This is a genomic window from Blastococcus sp. SYSU DS0533 (assembly GCF_054050775.1).
Window position 1 is genome coordinate 360179 of the sequence record NZ_JBJGZZ010000001.1, and the last position, 18380, is coordinate 378558.

The following is an 18380-nucleotide window of genomic DNA, read 5'->3' on the forward strand; positions in this document are numbered from 1 at the left end:
CGGGGACGGCTCCGCCGCCGCGGCTAGGGTGCGGGGGTGGCCGCTCCCCGTCCGCCCCGGCTCGACGCCGCCGCCGACGAGGTGGCCCGCGCCGCGGCGGCCGCTCCCGACTGGGCGGCGCTCGCGGACACCGCCCGCGCCTGCGTCGCGTGCCCCGAGCTGGCCACGGCCCGGCAGCACGTGGTCGTCGGGGACGTGCCGCTGGGCGGCCGCCCGCGCTTCGTGCTGGTGGGCGAGGCGCCGGGCGCGACCGAGGACGAGACCGGCCGGCCGTTCGTCGGGAGGTCGGGTGCGCTGCTGGACCAGCTCCTCGCCGAGGCGGGCCTGGACCGCGCGCAGGCCGCAGTGCTCAACGTGGTCAAGTGCCGGCCCCCGGGCAACCGCACCCCCAGGGCGCCGGAGGTGGCGCGGTGCGGCGGCTGGCTGCGCCGCCAGCTGGAGCTGCTCGGCAGCCCCGTGGTGGTCGCGCTGGGGCTCTCCTCGGCCAAGTGGTTCCTCGGCCCGCGCACCGTCCTGGCCGCCGTCCGCGGGCGTGCGCACGAGGTCGACGGCCGCGCCGTGTGGGCCACCTACCACCCGTCGGCCGCCATCCGGTTCGGCCCGAACGGCGCCCCGCGCGCCGGCCTGCTGGCCGACCTGACCGCCGTCGCCGGATCGCTCGAGGGGCGGAGATGAAGCGGGAGCACGTGCTGCCGCACCTCGCCGACACGCATGCCCTGGGCGAGGCGCTCGCCGCCCTGGTCCGCCCGGGCGACCTGGTGGTCCTGGTCGGCCCGCTCGGCGCGGGCAAGACCGCCCTCACCCAGGGCATCGGCGCGGGGCTCGGCGTCCGCGAGCCGGTCACCTCACCGACGTTCGTCATCGCGCGGGTGCACCGTGGTGGCCGCATCCCGCTGGTGCACGTCGACGCCTACCGGCTGGGCGGTCACGCCGACGTCGACGACCTCGACCTCGACGCCTCGACCGACGAGTCGGTGACCGTCGTCGAGTGGGGGCAGGGACTGGTCGAGCAGCTGGCCGACGAGCACCTGGAGGTGCGGCTGGACCGGCGGGACGACGACGTCCGCACGGCCCTGCTGGTGCCGCACGGCCCGGGGTGGGCCGCCCGGCTCGACCGGAGCTGACACGGGCGGGGCCGCACGGCTCCGGCTGGCAGGATCCGCGACCGCGACCACTCCCGGAACGCCGGCGCCGTAAGGCAGGGTCGTGGCCGGTGGGCTGCCCGAGCTGGACCAGCGGTTGTCCCGGGAGCTCGACGCGTGCAAGGCCGCCGCCACCGAGGGGTCGCGGCAGCGCGGGAGCTGACCGTGCAGGTCCTGCACCCACGTGTTCGTCACCTCGTTCACCTTCCAGGCGCCGGCCTTCCACGAGCGGCAGGGCCACCGCGAGATCTTCCGGCGGGAGGGCGTGCCCACGCCCGGTGCGGCCGACCTCCACCTCCGCAAGGAGCTGTGAGGCGGCGCCGGGCGCGGGCGGCGGCGTCGCGGTCCTCGACGAGGACGACGAGGTGGTGCAGGGCGGTGGTGCTGGGCGCCGGAGGACTCCGGGGTGGGTGCGGTGCGGCGAGAGGACGTCGTCCGGCGCGGGCGGGGCCACAGCAGAGGGGCACGGCGGTGCTCGCGGAGGGCGGCCCGCGCGGCCGCCCGCTGGTCACCGGAGCGCCGGATCCCTGACTCGCTCGTGGCTCGAGGCCGACCCGGCGGTCACGGGGGCGACCGCAGCGCCGGGGCGGCGGCCCCGGGCAACGAGTTCCTGGTTAGCCTTCGGCCCGTGGACCCGCGGGTGGAGCTGATCGAGCTGCGGCCGGCGGCCCTGCGCGGGCTCGCCGACGGCGACCTGGCCGCGGCCGAGGCGGCGGCGCCGGTGCCGCTGAGCCCGTACCTCGCGGGGCCGGAGTGCCGGGCGGTCTGGCGCATCCGGGCCGAGCAGGTCGTCGCGGACCCGGCCGGCGCCCGCTGGATCACCCGGGTGGTCCACGACCCCGTGCGCGGTGTGACGGTGGGCCGGGCCGGCTTCCACGGACCACCGGACGCATCCGGCATGGTCGAGATCGGCTACTCCACCGACCCCCGGTACCGGCGTCAGGGGTACGCCCGGGCGGCGCTGCGCGCGCTGCTGGCCGAGGCGGCCCAGGAGCCCGCGGTCACCACCGTGCGCGCGTCGGTGGCCCCGGCGAACACCGCCTCGCGCGACCTGGTGCGCGCCGAGGGCTTCGTCGTCGTGGGCCAGCAGGTCGACGAGGAGGACGGACTGGAGATCGTCCACGAGGTGGCCGCCGGCACTCGCCTACGCTGATCGGTCGTGCTGGTCCTCGCGCTCGACACCGCCACCCCGACGCTCGTCGCGGGGCTCGCGCGGTGGACCCCCGACGGCGGCACGGAGGTGCTCGCCGAGCGAGCCGTCCCCTCCGGCACGAAGCACGCCGAGCTGCTGACCCCGGCGATCCAGGACGCGCTGGCCGACGCGGGCCTCGCGCTCGGCGAGGTCGAGGCCGTCGTCACCGGGCTGGGCCCCGGGCCGTTCACCGGTCTGCGGGTCGGGGTCGTCACCGCCGCCGCGCTCGCCGACGCCCGCCGGTTGCCGGTGGTCGGGGTGTGCTCGCTCGACGCCATCGGCAGCGGGGCCCGCACGGTGGTGACCGACGCCCGCCGCAAGGAGGTCTACTGGGCCGCCTACGACGACGCCGGCCGCCGGGTCGAGGGCCCCGGGGTGGTCCGCCCCGAGGAGTTCGGCCGGGGCGGCCCGTTCGTCGGTGACCCGGCGTTCGCCGAGCGGCTCGGGAGCGCGGTGGCGCCGGCGGAGGTGACCACCGCGGGCCTGCTCCGTGCGGCCGCGACCCAACTCGCCGATCCGGGATCGGCCGCCCCGCTGGTGCCGCTGTACCTGCGCCGGCCCGACGCGGTGCCGCCCACGTCGATCAAGGCCGTGACCCGGTGACCCGGCTGCGGCCGATGGCGCTCGCCGACCTGGCCGCGGTCATGGGGCTGGAGGAGGAGCTCTTCGCCCCCGACACGTGGACGGTGGCGATGTACCGCGACGAGCTCGCCCGCCCCGACACCCGCCACTACCTGGTGGCCGAGGACGACGGCGGCGTCGTCGGGTACGCCGGGCTGATCGCCTACGACGACGAGGCCCACGTGGCCACGATCGGGGTGACCGGCGCACGGCAGGGCGAGGGCATCGGCGCCCGGCTGCTGGACGCGCTGCTGGCCGAGGCCGACCGGCGCGGCGTCCCGGTGGTGCTGCTGGAGGTGCGCGCGGACAACGAGACCGCGCAGGGGCTCTACCGCCGCCGCGGGTTCACCGAGATCGGCCGGCGGCGTGGCTACTACCAGCCCAGCGGCACGGACGCCGTGGTCATGAAGAGGGAGCGCACAGGGGCGTGAGCATCGCAGCGAGGAACGAGCGAGGAGCGGAGCGCCCCGCGGGAGCGACATGGGACGGAGGGACGCCGTGACGGAGCCGCTGGTCATCGGGTTCGAGACCTCCTGCGACGAGACCGGCGTGGGCATCGTCCGCGGGCACACCCTGCTCGCCGACGCGCTGGCCACCTCGATGGCGGAGCACGAGCGCTTCGGCGGCGTCGTCCCCGAGATCGCCTCGCGCGCCCACCTGGAGGCGATGGTGCCGACGGTGCACCGGGCGCTGGCCGAGGCAGGTGTCAGCGCCGCCGACGTCGACGCCGTGGCGGTGACGAGCGGCCCCGGGTTGACCGGTGCGCTGCTCGTCGGGGTCGCGGCCGCCAAGGCGTACGCCCTCGCGCTCGGCAAGCCGCTCTACGGGGTCAACCACCTCGCCGCGCACGTCGCCGTCGACGAGCTGCAGCACGGCCCGCTCGCCGAACCGTCGATCGCGATGCTGGTCTCCGGCGGCCACAGCTCGCTGCTGCTGGTGCCCGATCTGGCCCAGGAGGTGCAGTCGCTGGGGCGGACGATCGACGACGCGGCGGGGGAGGCGTTCGACAAGGTCGCCCGTGTGCTCGGGCTGCCGTTCCCCGGTGGCCCGCCGATCGACCGGGCCGCCCGCGAGGGCGACCCGCACGCGATCACCTTCCCGCGCGGGCTCACCGGCCCCCGCGACCCCGCCTACGACTTCTCCTTCTCGGGCCTGAAGACCGCCGTCGCCCGGTGGATCGAGGCCCGGGAGCGCGCGGGTGAGCCGGTGCCGGTGGCCGACGTCGCCGCCTCGTTCCAGGAGGCGGTCGCCGACGTCCTCACCGCCAAGGCCGTGCGCGCCTGCCGCGACCACGGCGTCGACCACCTCGTGCTCGGCGGGGGAGTGGCGGCCAACTCGCGGCTGCGCGCCCTGGCCGAGGAGCGCTGCGCGGCGGCCGGCATCGTGCTGCGGGTGCCCAGCCCCAGGCTCTGCACCGACAACGGGGCGATGGTGGCGGCCCTGGGCTCGCGGCTGGTCGCCGCGGGCGTCGCGCCGTCCGCCCCGGACCTCGGGGCGGACAGCTCCCTGCCGATCGACGTCGTCAGCCGCTGACGTCGCACACCAGGGCGGTCGGGGCGCCGGCGACCCGGGTGACGACGACGGTCGCCGTGCCGCCGCCGGGGCCGCGGAGCTGCCGGGCCAGGGTCTCCGGCTCGATCGCCGAGCCGCGCTTCTTCACCACCACCCGGCCCACCCCGCGGTCGCGCAGCAGCGCCCTGAGCTTCTTGAGGTTGAACGGCAGCACCTCGTCGACCCGGTAGGAGCTGACCCACGGGGAGCCGGCGTGCTCGTCGGAGGTCAGGTAGGCGATGGTCGGGTCGACCAGGGTCGCGCTCAGGTCGGCGGCGACGAGCGACACCAGCCCGGAGCGGATGGCGGCGGGGTCGGGCTCGTGCAGCCAGGACCGCACCGGCCCGTCCGGTGCGGGCCCCGGATCGGCGTCCGCGGTGAGCTCGTGGACCTCGCCGTCGCCGAGCACGGTCGCCCGCCGCCAGGTCGCCGACACCGCGGGACCCCACAGCAGCGCCTCGACGATCGAGCCGCCGACCGACACCCACTCGGCCTCCACGCCCTCGGGCACCCGCTCGTGGTCCAGGCCGGGCGCCACCTTGACCACCGACGTCGGCACCTTCGCGAGCAGCTCCGCGACGGTCGACCACGGCGGCGACCAGCGGTCCGGGTCCAGCAGCCGCCGGCCGCCGGCCCGCCGGGCAGGGTCGAGGACGGCGGCGCCGCACCCGGCCACCTCGCCCCCGCGGGCGGCGGCCACGACCTCGACCGCGTCACCGGCCACCACCCAGACGTCGTCGGCGACCCCCAGTGCCTCGGCGTTGGCGGCGGTCAGCTCCCGGGCCACCGGGTCGACGTCGACGGCGAGGACCCGGGCACCCGCGCGGGCGAGCGCGATCGTGTCGGTGCCCGCCGCGCACCCCAGGTCGGCGACGGAGTCGGCGCCCCCGGCCAGCAACCGGGCCGCGCGCCGGGCGGCTAGCGCCGGGCGTCCGGCCTGCTCGAGGGTGTCACCGGTGAACAGCATCCGGTCGGCGTCCGCCCCGAACGCCGCCCTGGCCCGCTGCCGCTGCCGGGCGACGCCCCACGCGGGACCGGCGAGGTCCGTGCCCACCTCGGCGCGCAGCCGGGTCAGGGCGGTCACCGCGTCGGCTCCCTCGGCCAGCAGCGCCGCCGCGCGCGCCAGCGCCGCCGCGCCCTCCGGGGTCGTCAGCGCGCGCAGCTGGCGCACCGTCTCGGCGGTCTGCTCCTCGGATGGCCGGTCCACCGGCACAGCGTGGCGTACGCGCTGCTCCGGCTCGCCGTCACCCACCCTGGCGACCGGGTTGAGTGGCTGGCACTCTCCTGGGTAGAGTGCCAAGCGACACGGGCTGGCGCCCGACCCCCGCGACGGCGGGCGCCCGACCTCGTGCCACAGCATCGAACATCCCTGCCGTCCGACACCGAAGGGGGCGTCACCGACGTGACGACCGCTACCAAGGTCAGCATCAAGCCGCTGGAGGACCGGGTCGTGGTCCAGGCCAACGAGGCCGAGACCACCACCGCTTCCGGTCTGGTCATCCCGGACACCGCCAAGGAGAAGCCCCAGGAGGGCACCGTCGTCGCCGTGGGCCCCGGCCGCATCGACGACAACGGCAACCGCGTCCCGCTCGACGTGAACGTCGGCGACGTGGTCATCTACTCGAAGTACGGCGGCACCGAGGTCAAGTACGCCGGCGAGGAGTACCTCGTGCTCTCCGCCCGCGACCTGCTCGCCGTCGTCTCGAAGTAAAAGGACCCGTCGCACCCCGCGGCTCGCCAGCTCGCCGCGGGGCCCTGCGACGGGGCCGTCCCAGCACCTCACCAACGACCGCCCCGGCGACCCGAACACCGGGTCCCGGGGCGGTCGTCTTTCGCCCTGCACTGACTGATCGGAAGGGCCCATGGCCAAGATCATCAAGTTCAACGAGGACGCCCGCCGAGCCCTGGAGCGCGGTGTCGACAAGCTCGCCGACGCGGTCAAGGTGACGATCGGCCCGCGCGGCCGCAACGTCGTCCTCGACAAGAAGTTCGGCGCCCCGACCATCACCAACGACGGCGTCACCATCGCCCGCGAGGTCGAGCTCGAGGACCCGTACGAGAACCTCGGCGCCCAGCTGGCGAAGAGCGTCGCCACCAAGACCAACGACGTCGCCGGTGACGGCACCACGACGGCGACCGTGCTCGCCCAGGCGCTGGTGCACGAGGGCATGCGGAACGTCGCCGCCGGCGCGAACCCGATGGCGCTGGGCCGCGGCATGCGTGCCGCCGTCGACGCCGTGCACGCCGCCCTCGACGCCGCCGCCACCCCGGTGGAGAAGCGCGAGGCCATCGCCGGCGTCGCCACCATCTCCGCGCAGGACGCCGAGGTCGGTGAGCTGATCGGCGAGGCGATGGAGCGCGTCGGCAAGGACGGCGTCATCACCGTGGAGGAGAGCAACACCCTCTCCACCGAGCTCGACGTCACCGAGGGCGTCCAGTTCGACAAGGGCTACCTCTCGCCCTACTTCGTCACCGACCCCGAGGCCATGGAGGCCGTCCTCGAGGACGCCCTCGTGCTGCTGGTCAGCGGCAAGATCAGCGCACTGGCCGACCTCCTGCCGCTGCTGGAGAAGGTGCTGTCCACCGGCGGGCGCCCGCTGCTGATCGTGGCCGAGGACGTCGAGGGCGAGGCGCTCTCCACCCTGGTCGTCAACTCGATCCGCAAGACCGTCAAGGTCGTCGCGGTGAAGTCACCCTTCTTCGGCGACCGGCGCAAGGCCTTCATGACCGACCTCGCCGTCGTCACCGGCGGGCAGGTGGTCAGCGAGGACGTCGGCCTCAAGCTCGACCAGGTCGGCCTCGAGGTGCTCGGCACCGCCCGGCGGGTCACCGTCACCAAGGACGAGACCACCATCGTCGACGGCGGCGGCACCTCGCAGGCCATCGGTGACCGCGTGGCGCAGATCCGCCGCGAGATCGAGGCGACCGACTCCGACTGGGACCGCGAGAAGCTGCAGGAGCGGCTGGCCAAGCTGGCCGGCGGCATCGGCGTCATCCGGGTCGGCGCGGCCACCGAGGTCGAGCTCAAGGAGCGCAAGCACCGCATCGAGGACGCCATCGCCGCCACCCGCGCGGCGGTGGAGGAGGGCGTGATCCCCGGCGGCGGGTCCGCCCTGGTGCACGCCGCGAGCGCGATCGAGGCCCTCTCGCTGGAGGGCGACGAGCTCACCGGCGCCCGTGCGGTGCGCACGGCGCTGGACGCCCCGCTGGTGCAGATCGCCGAGAACGCGGGCTTCGAGGGCCGCGTCGTCGTCGCCAAGGTGCGCGAGGCCGGCGCCGGTCAGGGCTTCAACGCCGCGACCGGCGAGTACGGCGACCTCGCCGCGCAGGGCGTCATCGACCCGGTGAAGGTCACCAAGGCAGCGCTGGGCAACGCCGTCTCGATCGCGGCGATGGTGCTCACCACCGACTCCGCCGTCGTCGAGGCGCCGGAGGAGGAGCACGAGCACGGCGCCGGTGGGCACCACACCCACGGCCACTCCCACGGCCACGGGCACAGCCACTGAGCCTCGGCGAGACCACCTGACCTGATCGTGGCGTGTCCTCCCTCACCGTCTGCCGGGGGGGGGAGGACGCGCCACGGCGGGGGAGGACACCGCGCACACGCGAGAGGGCCCGGTCCAGGAATTCTGGACCGGGCCCTCTCGCGTGCTGGTGGGGAGCTAGACCCCGGCGGCGACCGCAGCGGGCTCGGCCGCGATCAGCCGGGCCCGCTCCTCCTCGCTCATGCCACCCCAGACGCCGTAGGGCTCGCGGACGGCGAGCGCGTGCTTCAGGCACGCGTCGACGACCGGGCACCGGGAGCAGACGGCCTTGGCCGCGGACTGCCGCCGCGCCCGGGCCGGCCCGCGCTCCCCGTCGGGGTGGAAGAAGAGGGACGTGTTCTCGCCACGGCAGGCTCCGTGGAGCTGCCAGTCCCAGACCTCGGCCACGGGCGTCGGGAGTCTGCGGATGTCGGCCATGTCTCCTCCAGGACTCGGTAGAGCCGGAGGGGGCTGTCCGGCTGCAAGGGGCCCGGTGCCCTCGCCGTCCCACGTCCAAACACAGCCGATTCGCAACTTTTGCCCCGTGTGCACTCCGTCACCTGGTCCGGGGCCGCTCACCCCCCGGGGTGAGGGCGTCTGTTCCGCCGCCCGGGAGTCGATCACTGTGGCTCCAGGTCGTGCTGACGTCCGGGAAGGGGGAGCTACCCGGACCGGCTGCCCGACCTGCGCGGAGGGGGGGGGGGGGGGGGGGGGGGGGGGGGGGGGCCCCCCCCCCCCCCCCCCCCCTCGGCGACACCCGGCCGGGTGCCTTCCCGGCCGGTGGGGGACCCGGCCGCCGAGCGACCGGGGGGAGCGAGGAGCTGGCGTGATCGACGACAGGATGCGCGCACCCGTGCAGGGCGCGACCGTGTGGGTGTACGACGAGCGGCGGCGGGTCCGGGACGACGTCGCCTCACGGCTGGTCGCCCTGCCCTTCGTCGGCCGCGTCGAGGTGGTCGGTGACGCGCAGTCGCTGATGGCCCGCCTGGCCACCCGCACGCCCGACGTCCTGGTCGTCGGCACCCAGCGCGCCGTCGACACAGGGCTCTCCGCCGCCACGCAGGCGCTGCGGTCGTACCCGGGCCTGCCGGTGCTCGTCCTCGGCGCGCCCGACGACGCCGACAGCGTCCGCGCCGCCGTGGCTTTCGGGGCCCGCGGCTACCTGCGCTGGGACGCGACCGCCATCGAGATGGGCCTGGGCCTCTCGCGGGTCGGGCTGCGGGCCGACGGCCGGATCCCGCAGCAGGCTGCCGCCCCCGCTCCCGCGTGGAGCGCCGCCCCCCTGGCGGGCTCCGCGCCGACCACGGTGCGCTCGACGGTGCGGGACGCCGCGCCTGCCGTGGCGCTGTCCATGCGCGAGATGCAGGTCCTCACCGGGATGAGCCAGGGCAAGAGCAACGCCCAGATCGGCCGGGAGCTCTACCTCTCCGAGGACACCATCAAGACCCACGCCCGCCGGCTGTTCCGCAAGCTCGGCGCCAAGGACCGCGCCGAGGCGGTGGCCACCGGCTTCCGCCGCGGGATCATGACCTGACCGGTCACCCGACCGCCGCACGCGCACCGAGGGCCGCCTCCCGCACCGGGAGGCGGCCCTCGATGCGTTCCCGCCCGCCGGCGCACCGTGCCAGGAGGCCGACTTCCGGGAGATCGGGCCCTGGACGGCGCCGCAGACCCCCTTGTCGCGCATCTCGGCTCCGTAGCCCGACGGCACGTGGCCGCGGTGCGGTGCGGGGTCGGCCCGAGTGGGGCCCGGAGGGTCCCGCGCAGGGACGACGGGGGGCTCGGCGAGACCGGGGGACGGCACGTGGCCGCGGTGCGGTGCGGGGTCGGCCCGAGTGGGGCCCGGAGGGTCCCGCGCAGGGACGACGGGGGGCTCGGCGAGACCGGGGGACGGCACGTGGCCGCGGTGCGATCCGGAGGATCGCGATGAACTCAGTCGTCGCGGGCGTGCCGGCCGGTGCGCCCGCCGCTGGGCTCGTCCCGCTCGGCGAGCGCCGCGACGCCGTCGGCGTACCCGCTGGCGTAGTCCCAGCTGACGTAGTCGTCGGGGTTCGGGTCGAACGGCGGTTCGTGGCGGCCGGTCTGCCCCTCGTCGAGGAGCTGGCGCAGGTTGGCCTGCATCAGCGCCCAGTCGACGTGGTGCTCCTCCTCGCAGTCGGGGCAGTCGACCACGATGCCCTTGATGCCGGTCGGCTCGAGGAGGGTGCGGAAGACCTCGAGCTCGGCCAGGTCGTCGAGCACGCCGGCGCGCTCCTCCATCGTGAGCGGCGGAGGTGCTGGCCCGTCGGCCGGGCCGAAGTCCGGCCCGAAGGCGTCGTCGAACGGAGACACGGTCACACGGTAGCCGTCGAGCAGGCGGAGCACCGCCCCCTCCGTGCCGCCGCCTACGATCGGACGAGGTCCTCCGCGCCCGCGAGGTGTGTCGACCGGTGTCCGACCCGAACCGCGCCGAAGGGTGGCCGCGCACATGCAGCCCGACTCCGTGCCCGAGCTGCCGGCGAAGTTCGCCCGGCTCGGGCTGACCTACGACGACGTCCTGCTCGTGCCCGGGGCGTCCGACGTCGTCCCGGCCGAGGTGGACACCAGCAGCCGGGTGACCCGGCGGATCACCCTGGCGGTGCCGCTGCTGTCCAGTGCGATGGACACCGTGACCGAGGCGCGCATGGCGATCGCCATGGCCCGCGTCGGTGGCATGGGCGTGCTGCACCGCAACCTGTCCGCGGAGGAGCAGGCCGGCCAGGTCGACCTGGTCAAGCGGTCGGAGGCCGGCATGGTCACCAACCCGGTCACGTGCTCGCCGGACAACACGTTGGCCGAGGTCGACGCGCTGTCGGCCCGCTACCGCATCTCCGGTGCGCCGGTCGTCGACGCCGACGGCGTCCTGGTCGGCATCGTCACGAACCGCGACATGCGCTTCGAGACCGACATGAACCGGCTCGTGCGCGACGTCATGACGCCGATGCCGCTGGTCACCGCACCGGTGGGTGTCGACCCGGAGACGGCCCTGGGTCTGCTGTCCAAGCACAAGATCGAGAAGCTGCCGCTGGTCGACGACGCCGGGCGCCTGCGCGGGCTGATCACCGTCAAGGACTTCGTCAAGCGCGACCAGTTCCCGCTCTCGACCAAGGACGCCGACGGGCGCCTGGTCGTGGGCGCCGCGCTGGGCGTCGGCGAGGACGCCTACAAGCGCGCCGGCCTGCTGGTCGACGCCGGCGTCGACGTCCTCGTCGTCGACACCGCGCACGGCCACCAGCGGGCGGTGCTGGAGATGGTCACCCGGGTCAAGAAGGACTTCGGTGGTGAGGGTGGGCTGGAGGTCGTCGGCGGCAACGTCGCGACCCGAGCCGGCGCGCAGGCCCTCGTCGACGCCGGGGCGGACGCGGTGAAGGTGGGCGTGGGCCCCGGTTCCATCTGCACCACCCGCGTGGTCGCCGGCGTCGGCGTGCCGCAGATCAGCGCCATCTACGAGGCCTGGCTCGCGGCCGGCCCGGCCGGGGTCCCGGTGATCGCCGACGGCGGGCTGCAGTACTCCGGTGACATCGCCAAGGCGCTCGTCGCCGGCGCGGACACCGTGATGATCGGCGGGCTCTTCGCCGGGGTCGAGGAGGCCCCGGGCGAGCTGGTCTTCATGAACGGCAAGCAGTACAAGACCTACCGCGGCATGGGCAGCCTCGGCGCCATGCAGAAGCGCGGCAACCAGTCGTTCAGCCGCGACCGCTACTTCGCCGACGACGTCCTCTCCGACGACAAGCTCGTCCCCGAGGGCATCGAGGGCCAGGTGCCCTACCGCGGGGCGCTCTCCGGGGTCGCCCACCAGCTCGTCGGTGGACTGCGCGCCTCCATGGGCTACGCCGGGGCCGGTACCGTCGCCGAGCTGAAGGAGCGCGGTCAGCTGACCCGCATCACCTCGGCGGGCCTGGTGGAGAGCCACCCCCACGACATCCAGATGACCGTCGAGGCCCCGAACTACCGGGGGCGCTGAGCATGAACGCGCGCGACACCGTCGACATCGGCCTCAACCGCTTCGCCCGCCGTGGGTACGACCTGGACGAGGTCTCCATCGTCCCGTCCCGCCGCACCCGCGACGTCGACGACGTCTCGACCGCCTGGCAGATCGACGCCTTCCGGTTCGGCATCCCGCTCGTCACCAGCCCGAGCGACGCTGTCGTCAGCCCGGCGACGGCGATCGCCGTCGGCCAGGCCGGTGGCCTCGGGGTCCTCAACGGCGAGGGCCTGTGGACCCGCTACGACGACCCGACCCCGGTGTACCGCCGGATCGCCGAGGCCTCCGCCGCCGGCGCGCCGCCGGTGGCCCTGCTGCAGGAGGTCTACGCCGAGCCGGTCAAGACCGACCTCATCACCGCGCGCATCAAGGAGATCGGCGAGGCCGGCGTCACCACCGCGATCCGCATCTCCCCGCAGCACACCGAGCAGCTCGCCCCCGCGGCGCTCGCGGCCGGCGTGGACCTGCTGGTCATCCAGGGCACGATCGTCTCGGCCGAGCACGTGACCAGCCAGGGCGACGCGCTGAACCTCAAGGAGTTCATCGCCGACCTCGACGTCCCGGTGATCGTGGGCGGGGCGGCGAACTACACCACCGCCCTGCACCTCATGCGCACCGGCGCCGCCGGGGTCATCGTCGGCGTCGGCGCCGACACGTACTCGACGACGGACGCCGTGATGGGCATCCGCGTCCCGCTGGCCAGCGCGATCGCCGACGCCGCCGCGGCCCGCCGCGACTACCTCGACGAGACCGGCGGCCGGTACGTGCACGTGATCGCCAACGGCCGGATCGAGACCAGCGGTGCGATCGCCCGCGCGCTGGCCTGCGGTGCCGACGCCGTCCAGCTGGGGGAGCCGCTGCGCGCCGCGGCGGAGGCGCCCGGCGGCGGCGTGTGGTGGGACTCGGTGGCCGCGCACCCGCGGCTGCCGCGCGGCGGCACGTCCCCGCGGATCGAACCCGCCGGTTCGCTGACCGACGTGCTGCTCGGCGAGGCCCGCGACGCCGACGGGCGCACCAACCTCTTCGGTGCGCTGGCCCGCACGATGGCCAAGACCGGGTACTCCGACCTCAAGGAGTTCCAGCGCGTCGACCTGGTGATCGGCGGAGCCATCGGGGACCGGGCCCGGTGATGGACTTCCCCACCGTCCTCGTCGTCGACTTCGGCGCCCAGTACGCCCAGTTGATCGCCCGGCGCATCCGCGAAGCGGGCGTCTACTCCGAGATCGTCTCCTCGGAGGTGCCGGCCGAGGAGATCGTCGCCCGCAAGCCGGCCGCGATCGTCCTCTCCGGTGGCCCCTCCAGCGTCTACGCGCCGGAGGCCCCGCAGGTCGACCCGACGCTCTTCGAGTCCGGCGTCCCCGCATTCGGCATCTGCTACGGCTTCCAGGCGATGGCCGCCTCGCTCGGCGGCACGGTCGCCCGCACCGGCGACCGCGAGTACGGGGGCACCCCGCTCACCGTCACCACGCAGGCGCGGCTGTTCGGCGACCTGCCGGTCGAGCAGAGCGTCTGGATGAGCCACGGCGACGCCGTCAGCGCGGCGCCTCCCGGGTTCACCGTCACCGCCACCTCCACCGGGGCCCCGGTCGCGGCGTTCGAGGACGTCGACCGCAAGCTCGCCGGTGTGCAGTTCCACCCCGAGGTGCGGCACACCGCCCACGGCCAGACGGTCCTCGAGCACTTCCTCTTCGACATCGCGGGCCTCGAGCCCACCTGGACGATGAGCAACGTCGTCGACGAGCAGGTCGCGGCGATCCGCGAGCGGATCGGCGACCGGCGGGCGCTGTGCGCCCTGTCCGGCGGCGTCGACTCCGCCGTCGCCGCGGCGCTCGTGCAGCGGGCGATCGGCGACAAGCTCACCTGCGTCTACGTCGACCACGGGCTGATGCGCGCCGGCGAGACCGAGCAGATCGAGCGGGACTTCGCCGCCACCACCGGGGCGGACCTGCGGGTCGTCGACGCCAGTGAGCAGTTCCTCACCGCGCTCGCCGGGGTCAGCGAACCGGAGGAGAAGCGGAAGATCATCGGCCGCGAGTTCATCCGGGTCTTCGAGCAGGCGGCCACCGACGTCGTCGCCGACGCCCAGGCGCACGGCGAGACGGTCGACTTCCTGGTGCAGGGCACGCTCTATCCCGACGTCGTCGAGTCCGGCGGCGGCAGCGGGACGGCGAACATCAAGAGCCACCACAACGTCGGTGGGCTGCCCGAGGACCTCACCTTCACCCTCGTCGAGCCGCTGCGCACCCTGTTCAAGGACGAGGTGCGCGAGGTGGGCCGGCAGCTGGGCCTGCCCGACCGGCTGGTCCAGCGCCAGCCCTTCCCCGGCCCGGGGCTCGGCATCCGCATCGTCGGCGAGGTCACCCGCGAGCGGCTGGACGTGCTGCGCAAGGCCGACGCCATCGCCCGCGAGGAGCTCAGCGCGGCGAAGCTGGACGACGAGATCTGGCAGTGCCCCGTGGTGCTGCTGGCCGACGTCCGCTCGGTCGGCGTGCAGGGTGACGGGCGCACCTACGGCCACCCGGTCGTGCTGCGCCCGGTCTCCAGCGAGGACGCCATGACCGCCGACTGGACGCGGCTGCCCTACGACGTGCTGGCGCGGATCTCCACCCGCATCACCAACGAGGTCGAAGAGGTCAATCGAGTCGTCCTCGACGTCACGAGCAAGCCCCCCGGCACCATCGAGTGGGAATAGGACTCCCTCGGGGACACCCCCGTCCCTGACCGCTCGCGCGCGTACCGATCCTCTGCCAGACGGGCCGTGGATGCCTCGCACGCCCGGCGCGGGCCCCTGCGACGGGGGCGTCCCAGCACGCCACTGACCGTGAGGATGGGGAGGGTGGGGTCACCCCCGGTGGTCTGGCTCTCCACCTGACCGAGGCTTGCGAGCCACGAGGGACGCCAACGACCGTGATGACGAGCGCGTGATCGGGTGTCTCCGGCGGCGTGGACACCCACGGCCGAAGTCACCACGCTGCAGCGATCGATGGCGCCGGCAGGCTGGGCGGTCACGCCGGGTTCGTCGGCACCGCTGCCGGCTCCGCGGCGCTGCTGGCCTGGCGGACCACCCTCGGTCGGCTGCTCGGGTCGCGGTCGCGACGGAGGCAGTGCTGCGCGTCGGCGCTGTGCGACGTGGCTGCCCTGGCACAGCTGACGGGGAGGTCCACACCGCGTCGCTCGCGGACGTCGACGACCCGGTATCCAGCGCTCGACGCCGGAAGGAGCACCCTCGCGCCCCCGGTGGGTGCCGGTAGGTCGACGCTCCAGGGCAGGGCGCACCGGCGGCGGGCATCTCACCCCGAGGTGTGAGGTCACCGGCGGCCGGGTGCGCTCGCCGTGTCGACGGGGCGATCACCTCGGGGGTGAACCTGACATCTACGGCGCCCGCGCCCGACAGCGGTGTCGGTAGCGTTCCCGTCGCGGACGATCGAGCTCCTCGTCTCGGCGACGTGCTGACTGCCCACGGGGTGATCACACCCGTTCAGCTGGCCAAGGCGCTGCGCCGTGCCAACGCGCTCAAGGAGCCGCTGGGCTCCGTGCTGCTCGCCGAGGAGCTGGTGACGCGGCGGCAGCTGTTCGTCGCGCTCGCCGAGGTCTGGGGCGCCGAGCTGGCCTTCCTGGATCCGCTGGAGGTCGATCCCGCGCTGGCCCAGCGCTTCCCGGCCGCCCTTCTGGCCCGCGAGGTGTGGGTCCCGCTGCGGGTGGAGCTCACCGGGGACGGCGAGCAGCAGGTCGTCGTCGCGACCGCCAGCCGCCCGTCGGCGCACATCGCGCAGGTGGTCGTGGAGCACACCGGCATCTCGCGGGTGCGGCAGGTGGTCACCACCGACTGGGACGTGCATCGCACGCTGCAGGCGGTCTGGCGCGAGGACCTGGTGCACGACGCGGTGCGCGGGCTGGCCGAGAAGCGGCCGGCCGAGTCGGCGTCGACCGTGTTCGTCCGGCAGCAGGTCGCGGTGCTGGCGGCTCTCGCGCTGGCCACCGTCGTCGGCTTGGCGTTCTGGTTCACCACCACCATGGCCGTGCTCGTGGCCGCGGTGAACGTGGTGGTCGCCCTCGCCGTGGGGGCCAAAGCGCTGATCAGCAGCATCGGGACCGCGTACGAGACCGTCGAGCAGGTCACCGATGCAGAGGTCGCCGCCCTCACCGACAGCGAGCTGCCGCACTACACGATCCTCGTGCCGGTCTACAAGGAGGCCGGGATCGTCGGGCTGCTCATGCAGAATCTCGTCGCGCTGGACTACCCGCGGGAGAAGCTGGAGATCCTGCTCCTGCTCGAGGAGGACGACCCCGAGACGCTCGAGGCCGCGCTGGCGTCGTCCCCACCGGACGTGGTGCGCATCCTCGTCGTCCCGCACTCGCTGCCCAAGACCAAGCCGCGAGCGTGCAACGTCGGGCTGGCCTTCGCGCGCGGCGAGTACGTCGTCATCTACGACGCCGAGGACCGCCCGGACCCCGACCAGCTCAAGAAGTCGGTCGTCGCCTTCCGCAAGGGCGGCGAGGACCTGGTCTGCGTGCAGGCGGCGCTGAACTACTTCAACGCCTCCGAGAACGTGCTCACCCGCATGTTCACGCTGGAGTACTCGTCCTGGTTCGACTACACCCTGGCCGGGCTGGACAAGCTGCGGCTGCCGATCCCCCTGGGTGGGACGAGCAACCACTTCCGCACGCACATGCTGCGCGACCTCGGCGGGTGGGACCCCTACAACGTCACCGAGGACGCCGACCTCGGTATCCGCGCCTCGGCCCGTGGCTTCCGCGTCGCCGTCGTCAACTCGACGACGTACGAGGAGGCGAACATGGCGGTGGGCAACTGGCTCCGCCAGCGCAGCCGCTGGGTCAAGGGCTACATGCAGACGGTGCTGGTGCACACCCGGCACCCGGTGCGTCTGCTGCGCGTGGTGGGGCCCCGGCAGGCCGCCGGGTTCGCGCTGCTCATCGGCGGCACCCCGCTGACCTTCCTGCTCACCCCGTGGCTGTACGCGCTCCTCGTCGCCGAGCTCGTCGCGCCGGGCGCGCTGGTGCCGGGCCTGCCGGACTGGTTGCGCACCGTCGGTTTCGCGAACCTGATCTTCGGCAACGCGGTGATCCTCTACCTGTCGCTGCTGGCCAGCTTCAAGCGGCGCACCTACCGGCTGGTCCCGTTCGCCCTGCTCTCCCCGCTGTACTGGCTTCTGCACTCCATCGCCTCGTACAAGGCGGCCTGGCAGCTGGTGACCAAGCCGTTCTACTGGGAGAAGACGACCCACGGTCTGTCCAGCCACGTCGGCCCCGCCGGGGACGACGAACCCGCCGAGGTCGACGCCGCATCGCCGGTGGTCGCGCGATGACCGCGGCGACCCGGGGTACCGCCCGCATCCGGACCGTCCCGCCGGTGCCCGCTCCCCACGACCGGGCCCCGTCGCCCGAGGCGGCACGCCGCACGGTCCCGTCGGCGGACCGGGCCGGGCACGCTCCGCGGCCGGTCGCGCACCGGCCGGTGGAGCGCCGTCCGGCGCGGCTCCGGGTGGACCGTGCGCTGCTGCTCTGCGTGCCGCTCCTGGCCGCCGTCGTCGGTGGGCTCGCCGCGCGGGGCGTTCCCGGTCGGGGTCTGGTCGTGGCCGGATGCCTGGTCCTGGTCACCGCCTTCGGTGCGGCCTTCGTCTGGGCAGGCGTGAGCGTGGCCGGCTTCATCGCCGGTGCGGCCGGCGCCGGGATCGTCGTCGCCGAGCCGGGGCACCTGCTGGCGGTCCTGGTCGGTGCCGGGGTGCTGGCGCTGGCCTGCGGGGTCGCCCCCGGCTGGGAGCGCGTGGAGGCGTGGCAGGACTCGCGGACCAACCGCTCGATCCGCCCGCCCGGCGCGGTGTCAGGCTCGCCTGCGCCGTCAGGGAACCGCTGGTGGCGCCGGTGGCGCACCGATCGGGTGCTCGCCGCCTACCTCGTCCTGGTCTTCCCGCCGGGGACGGTCGCCGCTTCGGCGATCCTGCTCGAGTGGATGAGCAACCGCTGATCCTTCTCGCGGCGAGGATGCGTCCGGTCGAGAGGTCGGCCCTGGGTGAACCGGCATCCGGCCGCCCTGGTGTCCGGTCGCCGGGTCGCTGCGCGAACCGGTCGCCGTCCGGCGGTGAGGACCGTGGGTGAACCCCGCAGCGGTCGTCCTGACCCCACCCGTGCCAGCGGGCACCCACCGAGACCATGACGTGCTCGAGGTCGACCGCCCCGACCGCAGGACCCGCCGGGTCGCCGATCCGCTCGACGTCGGAGCCGCCGCCGGCACCGTCCCGACCAGGGCATTGCGTCCTGCCACCCGCCACAGTGACCGTGAAGCCCGCCCTGGCCGTCCGACGACCCACAGGAGCATCGCTCGGGTC

General features: G+C 74.6%; 18 protein-coding genes. 15 read left to right on the plus strand and 3 right to left on the minus strand.

The features are described from left to right. The first annotated feature begins 36 nt into the window (after positions 1 to 36). The 7 genes from ACI79W_RS01890 to tsaD all read left to right on the plus strand — a co-directional run bounded on the left by ACI79W_RS01890 (position 37) and on the right by tsaD (position 4488). Complete coding sequence (locus tag ACI79W_RS01890; protein WP_456560375.1) at positions 37 to 675, plus strand: uracil-DNA glycosylase; 639 nt, start codon at positions 37 to 39, stop codon at positions 673 to 675. Beyond that, complete coding sequence (gene tsaE, locus ACI79W_RS01895) at positions 672 to 1124, plus strand: tRNA (adenosine(37)-N6)-threonylcarbamoyltransferase complex ATPase subunit type 1 TsaE (RefSeq protein ID WP_456560376.1); 453 nt, start codon at positions 672 to 674, stop codon at positions 1122 to 1124. Before ACI79W_RS01890 ends, tsaE begins: the two co-directional genes overlap by 4 nt. Before the next feature lie 202 nt (positions 1125 to 1326). Next, on the plus strand, positions 1327 to 1455 hold the full coding sequence (locus tag ACI79W_RS01900; protein ID WP_456560377.1) for a hypothetical protein: 129 nt from the start codon (positions 1327 to 1329) through the stop codon (positions 1453 to 1455). Positions 1456 to 1770: 315 nt separating this feature from the next. Then, positions 1771 to 2295, plus strand: a complete 525-nt coding sequence (locus tag ACI79W_RS01905; protein ID WP_456560378.1) for a GNAT family N-acetyltransferase — start codon at positions 1771 to 1773, stop codon at positions 2293 to 2295. A gap of 6 nt (positions 2296 to 2301) precedes the next feature. After that, positions 2302 to 2937, plus strand: a complete 636-nt coding sequence (gene tsaB / locus ACI79W_RS01910) for a tRNA (adenosine(37)-N6)-threonylcarbamoyltransferase complex dimerization subunit type 1 TsaB (protein WP_456560379.1) — start codon at positions 2302 to 2304, stop codon at positions 2935 to 2937. Continuing rightward, the gene (gene rimI, locus ACI79W_RS01915; RefSeq protein ID WP_456560380.1) at positions 2934 to 3386 is read left to right on the plus strand and encodes a ribosomal protein S18-alanine N-acetyltransferase; all 453 of its coding nucleotides are present in this window, start codon (positions 2934 to 2936) and stop codon (positions 3384 to 3386) included. Before tsaB ends, rimI begins: the two co-directional genes overlap by 4 nt. 67 nt (positions 3387 to 3453) lie before the next feature. Then, positions 3454 to 4488: a tRNA (adenosine(37)-N6)-threonylcarbamoyltransferase complex transferase subunit TsaD gene (gene tsaD / locus ACI79W_RS01920; RefSeq protein ID WP_456560381.1), complete on the plus strand. Its 1035-nt coding sequence runs from the start codon at positions 3454 to 3456 to the stop codon at positions 4486 to 4488. Here tsaD and ACI79W_RS01925 read toward each other — a convergent pair. Further along, a complete protein-coding gene (locus ACI79W_RS01925) occupies positions 4478 to 5713 on the minus strand; it encodes a THUMP-like domain-containing protein (protein ID WP_456560382.1) in 1236 nt (411 codons plus the stop codon). The genes tsaD and ACI79W_RS01925 overlap by 11 nt on opposite strands. Positions 5714 to 5908: 195 nt before the next feature. Here ACI79W_RS01925 and groES point away from each other — a divergent pair, with 195 nt between their 5' ends. Continuing rightward, positions 5909 to 6217, plus strand: coding sequence for a co-chaperone GroES (groES, locus tag ACI79W_RS01930; RefSeq protein ID WP_166531823.1), 309 nt, complete (start codon positions 5909 to 5911; stop codon positions 6215 to 6217). Positions 6218 to 6368: 151 nt separating this feature from the next. Beyond that, on the plus strand, positions 6369 to 8012 hold the full coding sequence (groL, locus tag ACI79W_RS01935; RefSeq protein WP_456560383.1) for a chaperonin GroEL: 1644 nt from the start codon (positions 6369 to 6371) through the stop codon (positions 8010 to 8012). A gap of 156 nt (positions 8013 to 8168) precedes the next feature. On the opposite strand, the gene ACI79W_RS01940 is transcribed toward groL, so the two are convergent. Further along, positions 8169 to 8468: a WhiB family transcriptional regulator gene (locus tag ACI79W_RS01940; RefSeq protein ID WP_091929063.1), complete on the minus strand. Its 300-nt coding sequence runs from the start codon at positions 8466 to 8468 to the stop codon at positions 8169 to 8171. Positions 8469 to 8856: 388 nt separating this feature from the next. Between ACI79W_RS01940 and ACI79W_RS01945 the strand changes: the two genes are divergently transcribed. After that, complete coding sequence (locus ACI79W_RS01945; protein WP_456560384.1) at positions 8857 to 9564, plus strand: response regulator transcription factor; 708 nt, start codon at positions 8857 to 8859, stop codon at positions 9562 to 9564. Positions 9565 to 9962: 398 nt separating this feature from the next. On the opposite strand, the gene ACI79W_RS01950 is transcribed toward ACI79W_RS01945, so the two are convergent. Further along, positions 9963 to 10361: a DUF5319 family protein gene (locus ACI79W_RS01950; RefSeq protein ID WP_456560385.1), complete on the minus strand. Its 399-nt coding sequence runs from the start codon at positions 10359 to 10361 to the stop codon at positions 9963 to 9965. 136 nt (positions 10362 to 10497) lie between these two features. Here ACI79W_RS01950 and guaB point away from each other — a divergent pair, with 136 nt between their 5' ends. The 5 genes from guaB (at position 10498) to ACI79W_RS01975 (ending at position 18019) form a co-directional block, all read left to right on the plus strand. After that, the gene (gene guaB, locus ACI79W_RS01955; protein ID WP_456560386.1) at positions 10498 to 12012 is read left to right on the plus strand and encodes an IMP dehydrogenase; all 1515 of its coding nucleotides are present in this window, start codon (positions 10498 to 10500) and stop codon (positions 12010 to 12012) included. A gap of 2 nt (positions 12013 to 12014) precedes the next feature. After that, positions 12015 to 13163, plus strand: a complete 1149-nt coding sequence (locus tag ACI79W_RS01960) for a GuaB3 family IMP dehydrogenase-related protein (RefSeq protein WP_456560387.1) — start codon at positions 12015 to 12017, stop codon at positions 13161 to 13163. Continuing rightward, positions 13163 to 14725, plus strand: a complete 1563-nt coding sequence (gene guaA, locus ACI79W_RS01965) for a glutamine-hydrolyzing GMP synthase (RefSeq protein ID WP_456560388.1) — start codon at positions 13163 to 13165, stop codon at positions 14723 to 14725. The genes ACI79W_RS01960 and guaA overlap by 1 nt, the downstream gene beginning before the upstream one ends. Before the next feature lie 754 nt (positions 14726 to 15479). Further along, positions 15480 to 17360 (plus strand): glycosyltransferase, encoded by a 1881-nt coding sequence (locus ACI79W_RS01970; protein WP_456560389.1) that lies wholly within the window; start codon positions 15480 to 15482, stop codon positions 17358 to 17360. Between the two features lie 44 nt (positions 17361 to 17404). Next, positions 17405 to 18019, plus strand: a complete 615-nt coding sequence (locus tag ACI79W_RS01975; RefSeq protein WP_456560390.1) for a hypothetical protein — start codon at positions 17405 to 17407, stop codon at positions 18017 to 18019. Positions 18020 to 18380: the final 361 nt, after the last annotated feature.

Excerpts from the sequence above, each read along its gene's own strand:
- ACI79W_RS01940 (WP_091929063.1), bottom strand. The coding sequence starts at position 8,468 with ATGGCCGACATCCGCAGACTCCCGACGCCCGTGGCCGAGGTCTGGGAC.
- guaB (WP_456560386.1), top strand. The coding sequence starts at position 10,498 with ATGCAGCCCGACTCCGTGCCCGAGCTGCCGGCGAAGTTCGCCCGGCTC.
- groL (WP_456560383.1), top strand. The coding sequence starts at position 6,369 with ATGGCCAAGATCATCAAGTTCAACGAGGACGCCCGCCGAGCCCTGGAG.
- tsaE (WP_456560376.1), top strand. The coding sequence starts at position 672 with ATGAAGCGGGAGCACGTGCTGCCGCACCTCGCCGACACGCATGCCCTG.
- guaA (WP_456560388.1), top strand. The coding sequence starts at position 13,163 with ATGGACTTCCCCACCGTCCTCGTCGTCGACTTCGGCGCCCAGTACGCC.
- ACI79W_RS01960 (WP_456560387.1), top strand. The coding sequence starts at position 12,015 with ATGAACGCGCGCGACACCGTCGACATCGGCCTCAACCGCTTCGCCCGC.